This is a genomic window from Rhodovulum sp. DZ06 (genome assembly GCF_050586345.1).
GTDB lineage: Bacteria > Pseudomonadota > Alphaproteobacteria > Rhodobacterales > Rhodobacteraceae > JBOCEF01.
This window is the reverse complement of sequence record NZ_JBOCEF010000080.1, coordinates 1-10641: the sequence shown is the minus strand read 5'-3', so window position 1 is coordinate 10641 and position 10641 is coordinate 1. Positions and strand designations below refer to the sequence as shown.

Genomic DNA, 10641 nt, shown 5'->3' with positions numbered 1-10641 from the left:
CCCCCCCCCCCCCCCCCCCCCCCCCCCCCCCCCCCCCCCCCCCCCCCCCCCCCCCCCCCCCCCCCCCCCCCCCCCCGTCACCCCGCGACGGCGCCCGCCATCCCTGGCGCCCGCCTCACCGCTCCGTCAGCTTCAGCTCGATCCGCCGGTTCTTCGCCCGCGCCTCGCGCGTGTCGCGCGGATCGACGGGCTGGAATTCCCCGAACCCGTTGGCCGAGAGGCGCTCCGCCGGGAAGCCCTTCTCCTCCACGAGGAACCGGACCACCGACAGCGCGCGGGCCTGGGACAGCGCCCAGTTGTCGGCATAGCGCCCGCCCGCAGAAACCGGCACGTCGTCCGTGTGCCCGTCCACCCGCAGGATCCAGGGCAGGTCCGCGGGCAGCGCCCCGCGCAGCTCGGCGAAGAGATCCGCGACCCGGCCGAGCTGGTCGCGCCCCTCGCGCCCGAGATCGGCCGAGCCGGGGCCGAACAGCACCTCGGACTGGAACACGAAGCGGTCGCCGACCACCTCGATCCCCTCGCGGTCGCCGAGGATCTCCGACAGCTTGCCGAAGAAGTTCGACCGGTAGCGCGCCAGGCTCTGGTTCTCGCGCTTCAGCCGCTCGGCTTCCTCCGCCAGGCGCCGCTGGTCCTTGCGCTTCAGCGCCAGCTCCCGCGCCAGCGCGCCGTTGAGCTGCGCGCCCAGCTCGCGCAGCTGCACCTTGGCTTCCTCGTCGCGGGTCTCGCTCTCGTCCAGAAGGCTCTGCAGCGAGGAGATCTGGCGCTTCAGCTCGCGCGTCTGCTGGTTCAGAAGCTCCACCCGCCGCGCCTCGGCGGCGGCGACGGAGCGTTCCTCGGACAGCGCCCGCTCGGCCTCCTGCAAGGCGGCGACCTGGTTGGCGGCGGCGGCCTCGGCGGCGGTCATGTCGGCGCGCAGCGCGGCCAGCTCCTCGGCCCGGGCCTCCTCGGCCTTGCGCGCGGCGGCGAGCAGGCTCAGCGTCTCCTCGGCCTTGCGGCGCTGTTCCTCGAGGGCCAGCGTCATCGCCGTCAGCTCCGTGTCGGCGTTCTTCAGCCGCTCCTGCAACGCGGCGGCGGCGGCGGCCTCGAGGGCGCGGGATTTCTCTTCCTCGGTGATCCGCTCACGCAAGGTCAGGATCAGCTTGTCCTTCTCATCCTGCGTCAGCAGCACGGCCTCGAGCCGCTCATCGCGCGCATCGCGGTCGGCCTCGAGCCGCTCGACCTGCGCTTCAAGCGCGGCGATCCGCTCGCGCTGCGCCTGGGCGTCCCGGGCGGCGGCGTCCTTCTCGGCGGTCAGGGCCTCGACCAGCGCGCGGCGCTCCTCGGCGGTCAGCAGGACGGCCTGGAGCTTCTCCTCCGCCTCGGCCTGGGCGGCGTCGGCGCCGGCCAGCGCCTCGGTCGCCTCGGTCAGCGCGGCCTGCGTCTCGGCCAGCTGGGCGGTGAGCGCGTCGATGCGCGCCGAGGCCGCGCGGGCGGCCTCGGCGCGGGCGGCGAGGTCATCGGCCAGCGCGTCGCGCTCCACCCGCAGCGCCTCCAGCGCATCGGGGCTGAGCGCGGCGTTCTCCTGCGCCTCGGCGGCCTCGGCCTCGGCGGCGGCGCGGGCGGCCTCGGCCTCCTTCAGCTTCTGCTCGGTGGACCGGGCCGATTGCAGCAGCGCGGCGATCTGGCTGTCGCGGCCCTCCATCGCCTCGCGCAGGGCGGTCAGGGCGGCGTCGCGCTCCTGGCTCACGACCGAGAGGCGGCCGATCAGGGCGTCCTTGCGGTCGATGGCGGCGTCGCGCTCGCGCAGCGCGTCCTGGGCGGCGCGCAGGGCGGCGTCTCGGGCGGCCAGCGCCTCGCGCGTTTCGGCCAGGTCGGCGGCGTCGCCGCTCGCCTGCTTCTGCAGCGCGGCCATGGCGGCGTCGCGCTGGCGGGCGACCTGCATCAGCGTCTCGATCGAGACCTGCTTGGATTTCGCATCCTCGCGCAGGCGCTCCAGCTCCTCGGTCAGGCGGGCGACCTCGGCCTCGGCGGCGGCGGCGTTGGCGGCGGCCTCGCTCCCGGCCTCCTCCAGCGCGGCGGCGCGGGCGTCGAGTTGGCGCAGGGCCTCGTCGCGCTCGCGCGCGATCTGCAGCAGGTCCTGGAGGCGGGCGTCGAGCTCCGCCGCGCGGGCGCCGCGTTCCTCGGCCGTCGCCTCGAGCCGCTCCAGCGCGGTTTCCTGCCGGGCGGCGAGGTCGCGCAGGTCGGCGATGCGCCCGTCCTTCTCCTCGGCCGAGGCGCGCAGGTCGGCGACCAGCGCCTCCAGCGCCTCGCGCCGGGCGGCGGCGAGGCGGGCGGCCTCCTCGGCCTCGGAAATCTCCTTGCGCAGGTTCGCCAGCGCGAGGTCGAGCTGTTCCGCCCGGCTCAGCCGCGCGGCGCTTTCTTCCTGCAGCGCGGCGATGGTCTCGGCCCGCCCGGCGCTCTCCTCGGTCAGCGCGGCGATGCGCTCGCGCGCGGAGCCCAGATCGGACATCAGCCCGGCGACCTGCTCCTCGAAGCTCGCCGCCTCGGCCCGGGCGGCGTCGCGCTCGGCCGTCAGGGCGGCGGAGAGGGCCTCGAGCCGCTCGCGCTCCGCCGTCTCGTCCGTGAGGTTGGAGCGCAGGGACCCGACCTGGGTCTCGAGATCGGAGGCGCGGGTCTGCTCGAGGCTCAGCACCTCGGCGAGGTTCGCCAGCTCGCGCGTCAGCGCGTCCAGCTCCTCATCCTTGCCGGTCAGCGCGTCCTTGAGGACGAACTGGATGATCATGAAGATCGAGAGGACGAAGATCAGCACCAGAAGCAGCGCCGTCATCGCGTCCACGAAGCCGGGCCATACATTGGCCTCGAAGCGCTGTCCGCGGCGTCCCAGGGCCATGGATCAGTCCTCGCCCTTCACCGCGCGGGTCAGGCGGGCGAGGTCGGTGCGCAGCTCGGCCACCGCGTCCTGGCGGCCCGAAGAAACCTCTTCGAGCATCCGCGACAGGGCGTTGTCGATGGAGCGCATGCGCTGCGCCTGCTCGGGGCCGGCGGTTTCTTCGAGCAGGTTCGCCAGCCGCTCCTGCGTGGCGGCGAGGCGGTCGAGGCGGCGCAGCAGGTCCGGCGTCGCGTCGGGCGCGGGGGCCGCGTGGGCCTCCGCGGCGGGGCGTTCGACCAGCGCGGCCACGGCCTCGGCCAGCGCCGAGAGGCGCTGGTCGGTGTCGGCGCGGGCGGCCTCGCCGCGGCGGGTGATCTCCACCAGCGCGTCGATCTGGTCGGCGGAGCGGTCCAGCAGGTCGGCGGTGTAGCCCGAGGAGACGGTGGAGCCGTCGCCGTCATCCGAGCCGGGGATGATCTTGACGATCGAGGACAGCCATTCCTCGAGCTCGCGGTAGAACCGGTTCTGCCCGTGCGAGGCGAAGAGGTCCAGCAGCCCCACCACCAGCGAACCCGCGAGGCCCAGCAGCGAGGAGGCGAAGGCGGTGCCCATGCCGGTCAGCTGGTCGTTGAGCCCCGCCATCAGCTGGTTGAACACGTCCATCGAGGCCTGGCCTTCGGAGGTGTTCAGCGACTGCATGGTGCGCACGATGCCGGGGACGACCTGGGAGAGGCCCCAGAAGGTGCCGAGCAGGCCGACGAGGATCAACAGGTTGGTGATGTAGCGGGTGATGTCCCGCATCTCGTCGATCCGGGTCGCCACGGCGTCGAGGATGGCGCGGGAGGAGGAGGTGGTGACCGAGGCCCGCGCCCGGCGGTCGCGCAGGAGGGCGGCGAGCGAGGCGAGCAGGCGCGGCGGGTTGACGAATTCATGCCCCGGCCGGTCGATGGCGAAGCCCTCGAGCCAGGTGACGGCGGAGCGCAGCACCCAGACCTGCCAGAAGCAGGCGAGCACGCCGATCAGGAAGATGCCGCTGATGGCGCCGTTCAGATAGGGGTTGGCGGCGAAGACGGTCGAGATCTGGCCGTAGAGGAAGAAGATGGCGACGCCCACCAGCGCCAGCGCGATGATCATCAGCACGATCTGGCGGACCGGCTGCGAGAATTCGATCTGTCTTTCCTGCACGAAGCTCATGATACGCGCGCAGCCCCCCGGCCCTTGGTCGGTCCGGCGCGCACCGGCGCCGGTCCTGAAACATACCGGATCGTGATTAACCGATTGAGGCGACGCGGGAAAGCCCTCGCGGGCGCGGCGCATGGGCCCTTCGCGCCGCCCCCGGCGGGCCGTCGGCCGGGGGCGCGGACCGGGGCGTCGTGCCCGGCGGCCCATGGAGGCGCTGCGCCGCTCGGGGCCGTCGAGGCCCCTCGCGCCGCGGCCGCAGGCGCGGCCGGACCCGCCGGAAGGGAAAGCGGAGTGCGCCGGGGCGGGCGGTCGCGGCGACGGTCAGCCCCCGGGGTGCAGCGCCTGCGGCGGCGACGGGACCTGCCGGTCATCGCGCGCGATGCCGACCCGGTCGCGCATGCCGTCCATCGCCGCGCCGAGGGTCTCGAACCAGCTGTCGCTCAGGAAATCCGTCATCGCGTCGTCGACATGGAAGACGGCCACGACCTCGTCCGGCGCCCCCCTCCAGCGCCACCCGGCGCACGGGTCTGCGCCCGGGGCCGCGGGGGCCGACATGGTCGGCCAGCCGCTCGCCCTCCGGCAGCCGCGCCCAGGCGAAGCGCATCCAGCCGCCCATGCCGCCCTTCCGCCTTTGCTCCCGAAAGAAGGGGGGAATTTACCGCATATTCAGTCGCTTGCAGGCACTTCCCGAGACGGGACGCGAGCGCCCTGCCCGGCCCTCAGGCCGCCGACTGGTCCAGGATCGCCCGCGTCGCCGCGGTCACGTCGTCCTGGCGCATCAGGCTCTCGCCGATCAGGAACGCCTTGGCGCCGACCCGCGCGCAGCGGGCGAGGTCGGCGGGGGTGAACAGCCCCGACTCCGCCACCAGCAGACGGTCCGCCGGGACATGCGCCGCAAGCTCCTCCGTCGTCGCAAGATCCATCTCGAAGGTCTTGAGATTGCGGTTGTTCACGCCGACCAGCTCGCTGTCCACGTCGAGCGCCCGATCCAGTTCCGCGCGGTCATGCACCTCGATCAGCGCGTCCATGCCCCATTCCTTCGCCGCCGCCGTCAGCTCGGCCGCCTGGGCGTCGGAGACCGAGGCCATGATCACGAGGATGCAGTCCGCGCCCCAGGCCCGCGCCTCGGCCACCTGGTAGGTGTCGTACATGAAATCCTTGCGCAGCGCGGGCAGCGAGACCGCCCCGCGCGCCGCGACCAGGTACTCGGGCGCGCCCTGGAAATAGGGGGTGTCCGTCAGCACCGAAAGGCACGCCGCGCCGCCGTCCTCATAGGCCCTGGCCAGCGCCGGCGGGTTGAAGTCCGGCCGGATCAACCCCTTGGAGGGGCTGGCCTTCTTCACCTCGGCGATCAGCGCCCATGCCCCGGCATCCGCCTTGGCGCGCAGGGCGCGGGCGAAGCCGCGGGTCGGGTCGGCGGAGCGGGCCGCGTCCTCCACGCCCGAGAGCGGCCGCGCGGCTCTCGCGGCGGCGATCTCTTCAAGCTTGGTGGCCTTGATGCGGTCGAGAATGTCGGTCATGGGCGCGGGATAGCCTGAATTGCGGGGTTTCGGAAGGGGGCGGGCGGATTGCGGGGGCTTCCGCCCCCGGCCCCCCGATCGAGGGGGAGACCCCCTCGAACTCCGCCCTTTTTTGGGGCTTGGCGGCGCGCCGGCGATGCGTTGCGCCAATTATCGCCCCTGTGGGGCTCAGGCGGCGACGGTCAGCTCGGCCAGCGCCTCGGCCTTGGCCTTGGCGGCGCCGCTGTCGAGCGCCTCGGCCGCCATGGCCGCGCCCTCCTTCAGGTCCCCGGCCAGACCGGCGATCACCAGCCCCGCCCCGGCGTTCAGCCGCACCGCGTCGCGATACGCCTCGAGCGAGCCGCGCTCCCCGGCCAGAAGCGCCTTCAGCTTCGAAGCGTTCTCGGCCGGGCCGCCGCCCAGGATATGCTCGAACGGATGCACCGGCAGGCCCGCATCCTCGGGATGCACCGACATCTCCGAGATCTGCCCGCCCTTGGTCTCCACCACCTTGCTGGCGGCGGAAATCGACAGCTCGTCCGTGCCGTCGCCGCCATGGACCAGCCAGGCATGGACCGTGCCGAGCCGGGTCAGAACCTCGGCCATCGGGCGCAGCATCGCCTCGGAATAGGCGCCGGTCAGCTGGCGCAGCACGCCCGCCGGGTTGCTCATCGGGCCGACCACGTTGAACACCGTGCGCGCGCCGAGCTCCGCCCGCGTCGGGCCCACGTGGCGCATCGCCGGGTGGTGCATCGGCGCCATCAGGAAGGCGATGCCGCAGGTGTCGAGCGCCTTCTGCGCGACCTCGGGGCCGACCATCACGTTGACGCCCATCGAGGTGAGCGCATCCGCGGCGCCCGAGCGGGACGAGACGTTGCGGTTGCCGTGCTTGGCCACCACCGCCCCCGCGCCCGCCGCCACGAAGGCCGCGGCGGTGGAGATGTTGAGCGTGCCCTTGCCGTCGCCCCCGGTGCCGACGATGTCGATCGCCCCCGCGGGCGCCGTCACCCGCGCCATCATCCGGCGCAGCACCGTCACCGCCGCCTCGATCTCGTCCAGCGTCTCGCCGCGCGCGCGCAGGGACATCAGGTAGCCGCCGATCTGCGCCGGCGACGCCTCGCCGGTCATCATGATCTCGAACGCCGCCTCCGTCTCTTCTCGGGAGAGCGGGCCGTCGGCGGCGCGGGAGATGTAGGGCTTGAGCGCGTCGAGCATCAGGCAGGCTCCGGCAGGCGCGACGCGGGGACGTTGAAGCCCGCGTCGCGGAGGAAGTTGGCGATCATGGCGTGGCCATGTTCGGAGGCGATTGATTCGGGGTGGAACTGCACGCCGTGGATCGGAAGGCTGTTATGTCGCACCCCCATGATGATCCCGTCTTCGGTCTCGGCGGTAATTTTCAGTTCATCTGGAAGGGTTTCGCGGCGGATCATCAAGGAGTGATAGCGGGTGCCGCGAAGCTTGCGCGGAAGGCCCGCGAACACGCTCTCGTCCCGGGTCAGGATGTCCGCGGTCTTGCCGTGCACGATCTCGGGGCAGCGCACGATCTCGCCGCCGAAGGCCTGGCCGATGGCCTGGTGGCCGAGGCAGACGCCGAACAGCGGAATCCCCGCGGATGACGCTTTCTTCACGGTTTCAAGGCAGATTCCAGCGTCATCCGGGGTGCAAGGCCCGGGAGAGAGGACGATGGCGCGCGGGGCCATCGCCACCGCCTCGTCCGCGGTCAGGGCGTCGTTGCGGCGGACCACCACGTCCGCTCCGAGTTCGCCGAAGTAGTGGACGAGGTTGTAGGTGAAACTGTCGTAGTTATCGATGAGCAGCAGCATCCGGCGGCCCCCTGCGCGTCATGAATCGGGTGTGGCATCAACGCCGCCGATGCGATCCGACATCGGCGCGCGCGACATGCAGGGCTGGCCTGCGCCATGCGGTTGGCGCTATAAATGCGTTGATGGGTCGAGCCGCGTCAAGGCGGCCCGGCGTGAGGTTTTCCGCGACACGGCCGCCCACGGCCAGGTCGCACGCGTTCAGGGGTGAGAGCTTTGGCGTTTCTGGGTGCTATCGGGGGCTTCCTTCGGGGACTCGGCCTCGGCCTCGCGGTGCTTGCCGCGGCCGTGGTGGCCCTGACGTTCTTCACCGCGGACGAGGATCCCTCGCCGAACGAAACCGCGCGCAAGGCGCCGACGCCCGAACCGGGCGGGGCCGCCGCGCCGAAGGTCGCCGCCGCGACCCCGCAGGCCGCGGGCGACGGCGGGATCTATTCCTCCCCCAGCATTTCCACCCCCGGCATGGGCGCCCCCGGCGGCGCCGACGACGTCGCCTCGATGGGCGGCCGCGGCGCCGGCGCGCCGGTCAGCCGCCTGAACGGCGACGCGCTCGCCGCGCTCGACCGCGCCGATCCCTCGGGCTTCGCCGGCGCCCAGGCCTCGGCCCCGCGCCCCTCGGCGGCCCGCCAGCTCGATCCCGCCGCGCCCGTCGCCGTCCCCGAGGGCGACATCGCCCGTCCGACCGCCTCGCGCCTCGCCGCGCTCCAGCATGGCGGCGGCCTCGGCGCCTCCGGCGGCCACGCGCTGGCCGCGGTGGCCAACATCGCCCTGCCCGAGCAGCGCCGCGCCCCCGGCGCGATCTCGCCGGTCGCCCCGATGGGCGGCGACGCGACCGCCGGGCTGTCCGCGCCCTCGGGCGCCGGGCTGAACCTGCCCGCCTCACCCGCCGCCCCTGCGGCCCCGGGCGACCGCATGGCCGCCCTGTCCCCGGGCATGTCCGGCCCCGGCGCGCTCGGCGCCCCGGCGGTGCCCGGCGGCGTGCTGAACGCCCCCAACATCGGCGGCCCGCGCGCCCCGGTCCTCGGCGGCGGCCCCGCGGCCCCGTCGCTCGGCGCCCCGTCCATCGGCGGCCCCCGCCCGCCCGTCCTCGGCGGCGAGCCGTCGATGACCGCGCCCGGCGCCGCCCGCCCGTCCTCGCGCCTGTCCGGCCCGGACCTGCGCCGCGCGCTGCCGATGCCCGGCGTCGGCGCGCCGGCCCCGAGCGGCCCGTCCCGCCCCGCCGATGACGAGGACGGCCCGCAGGCCGTGTTCGTGCCCGGCGTCGGCGTGATCGTGCCCGACACCCCGGCGGATGAAAACGCGCCCGCGGCCGAGGGCGGCGACGCCCCCGCCGACGGCCTCGTGTTCAAGGCGCCCGAGAGCACCGCGCCCGCCGCCCCGGCGCTGAGCGCGGCCCCCGGCCTGGCGCTGGCCGGCCCGTCGATGCCCACCGCCCCGGCCTTCTCGGCCCCGTCGATCGGCCGCGGCCCGGCGATCCGCACCGAATCCATCCCCGGCCTGCGCGCCGCGACCGAGGCGATGCCCGCCCCGGGCGGCGTCGCGCCGATCGCGCCCGCCCCGGCGCAGCGCGTCGCGACGCTGAGCCCGGCGACCACCAGCGTCGCCCCGGTCCGCGCCTTCGACGCGGCCCCGAGCGGCCTGGGCCTTCAGTCCGCCCCGCGCCCGACCGCGCCCGACGCCGGCGTGTCGCGCGGCGCCGTCGCCCCCGAGGCGCCCGAGGACGCGGCCGAGGACATGGACCTGCGCGCCGCCGTCCTGCGCGACGCGGGCGTGCCGCTGCCGCGGCCGCGCCCGGCCCAGGTCGAGACCGCGACCCCCGTCACCCGCGTCGACGTCGCCGCGGTGCCGGTGCTGCGCAAGGGCTCGGTGCCCGTGCGCCGCGTCGGGTCCGCCACCCAGGCCGGCGCCGGCGCACGCGAAGCGTCCGTCGCCGCCCCGGGCGCGACCCCGGTCACCCCGATCGCCCGCCGCACCGGCGACGTGGCCGCGGCCGGCGGCCCGACCGCCACCGCGCCGCGCGTGCTCGGCCCGGGCCGCCTCGACGACCGCCGCGCGTCCTCGCTGGTCGCCGCGATCTCGACCCGGCCCGACAGCCGCGTGACCCGCCCGAACGTCTACGCCGCGCCCGGCCTTCAGTCCGAAGGCCGCCAGGCGGCGGGCTTCAACGGCGCCCAGGCCTCGGCCGCGCGTCCGACCATCGGCGGCCCGGCCAGCCTCGGCGGCGCCGCCCCGAACTTCGGCGGCACGGACACCGCCGCCCTCGGCCTGCGCGGCGGCAACACTAGCCAGGTCGTGCGCTACGGCGGCGGCGGCATGGCCCAGCCGCGCATGGCCGGCCTGCCGACCATCGGCGGCGCCGCGCCCTCGATCCCCGGCCGCTCCGCGTCCCCGTCCCTGCCCCAGGTGGGCGTGGACCTGAGCCCGACCACCCCCGGCGCCCCGGCCCCCGCGCCCGCCGCCGCCCCGCAGGGCCCGCGCGTGGCCGTGGTCCTGCATGGCGTCGACCCGGTGCTGGCCATCGACCCGCAGGGCCTGCTGGCCCCGATGTACGCGGTCGGCGCGCCGGTCACCCTGGTCGCCCCGGTGGGCTACGCGCCCGATGCCGACACCGTGGCCGCCCTGCGCGCCAACGGGGTGGAGCTGGTCCTGCAGGCCGCCTCGCGCGCCGAGGTCCGCGCCTCGGCCCGCGCAGGCGCCGTGGCGGTGCAGCCGATCTCGGACGGCACGCCGATGTCCATGTCCTCCATGCGCCGCTTCCTGAAAGAGGCGAAGGAGCAGAACCTGGCGATCTTCTCGCCCGCGACCGGCATCGGCGCGGCGGGCCGGATGGCCGAGAACATGGGCCTCGCCGTCGTCCGCTCGCTTCAGTTCGTGGAGATCCGTTCGATCGCCAACCTGCGGGTGCTGCACGCCTCGCTCGACCAGGCCGCCTTCCAGGCGCGCAACTCGGGCCAGGGCGCGGCGCTGGAGCTGTGGGGCTCGCCCGAGGCGATCCAGGCCGCGGCCGAGTGGTTCGGCGCGGTGCATGCGGGCACGGCGATGCCCTCGGCGATCTCGGCGCTCGAGCAGCGCTGAGCGCAGCCCGCAAGGACCTGAAACGCGAAACCGCCGCCCCAAGGGGCGGCGGTTTTTCGTTGCGCCGACGGCTGCCACAGCCTGCGGATGGGAGGGGAGCTCGAGGGGAGGGAAGGGGCGCGCCCCTTCCCTCCCCCCTAACTCCCCCGTTGTCGTTCCCGGCGAAACGCCCGGCCTCCCGCGACGCGCGCATCAGGGCGCGGGAATTGTTCACCGT

Annotated in this window: 7 protein-coding genes; 1 reads left to right on the top strand and 6 read right to left on the bottom strand. The window is 74.8% G+C overall.

Annotated features, from left to right (window positions below; translation table 11 throughout):
• Positions 1 to 115: 115 nt before the first annotated feature.
• From ACQ5SO_RS20815 to ACQ5SO_RS20790, 6 genes are all read right to left on the bottom strand, one after another.
• Entirely contained in the window at positions 116 to 2869 is a 2754-nt protein-coding gene (locus ACQ5SO_RS20815; protein ID WP_430943578.1) for a peptidoglycan -binding protein, read from the bottom strand.
• Positions 2870 to 2872: 3 nt separating this feature from the next.
• The gene (locus ACQ5SO_RS20810) at positions 2873 to 4042 is read right to left on the bottom strand and encodes a biopolymer transporter ExbB (RefSeq protein WP_430943577.1); all 1170 of its coding nucleotides are present in this window, start codon (positions 4040 to 4042) and stop codon (positions 2873 to 2875) included.
• A 309-nt stretch (positions 4043 to 4351) separates the two neighbouring features.
• On the bottom strand, positions 4352 to 4513 hold the full coding sequence (locus ACQ5SO_RS20805; protein ID WP_430943576.1) for a hypothetical protein: 162 nt from the start codon (positions 4511 to 4513) through the stop codon (positions 4352 to 4354).
• 236 nt (positions 4514 to 4749) lie between these two features.
• Complete coding sequence (gene trpC, locus ACQ5SO_RS20800) at positions 4750 to 5550, bottom strand: indole-3-glycerol phosphate synthase TrpC (protein ID WP_430943575.1); 801 nt, start codon at positions 5548 to 5550, stop codon at positions 4750 to 4752.
• A 168-nt stretch (positions 5551 to 5718) separates the two neighbouring features.
• Complete coding sequence (trpD, locus tag ACQ5SO_RS20795; RefSeq protein ID WP_430943574.1) at positions 5719 to 6744, bottom strand: anthranilate phosphoribosyltransferase; 1026 nt, start codon at positions 6742 to 6744, stop codon at positions 5719 to 5721.
• Complete coding sequence (locus tag ACQ5SO_RS20790) at positions 6744 to 7352, bottom strand: anthranilate synthase component II (protein WP_430943573.1); 609 nt, start codon at positions 7350 to 7352, stop codon at positions 6744 to 6746. The genes trpD and ACQ5SO_RS20790 overlap by 1 nt, the downstream gene beginning before the upstream one ends.
• 285 nt (positions 7353 to 7637) lie before the next feature.
• Here ACQ5SO_RS20790 and ACQ5SO_RS20785 point away from each other — a divergent pair, with 285 nt between their 5' ends.
• Positions 7638 to 10424: a hypothetical protein gene (locus ACQ5SO_RS20785; RefSeq protein ID WP_430943572.1), complete on the top strand. Its 2787-nt coding sequence runs from the start codon at positions 7638 to 7640 to the stop codon at positions 10422 to 10424.
• The last annotated feature ends 217 nt before the right edge of the window (positions 10425 to 10641 follow it).

Excerpts from the sequence above, each read along its gene's own strand:
- ACQ5SO_RS20815 (WP_430943578.1), bottom strand. The coding sequence starts at position 2,869 with ATGGCCCTGGGACGCCGCGGACAGCGCTTCGAGGCCAATGTATGGCCC.
- ACQ5SO_RS20810 (WP_430943577.1), bottom strand. The coding sequence starts at position 4,042 with ATGAGCTTCGTGCAGGAAAGACAGATCGAATTCTCGCAGCCGGTCCGC.
- trpC (WP_430943575.1), bottom strand. The coding sequence starts at position 5,550 with ATGACCGACATTCTCGACCGCATCAAGGCCACCAAGCTTGAAGAGATC.
- trpD (WP_430943574.1), bottom strand. The coding sequence starts at position 6,744 with ATGCTCGACGCGCTCAAGCCCTACATCTCCCGCGCCGCCGACGGCCCG.
- ACQ5SO_RS20790 (WP_430943573.1), bottom strand. The coding sequence starts at position 7,352 with ATGCTGCTGCTCATCGATAACTACGACAGTTTCACCTACAACCTCGTC.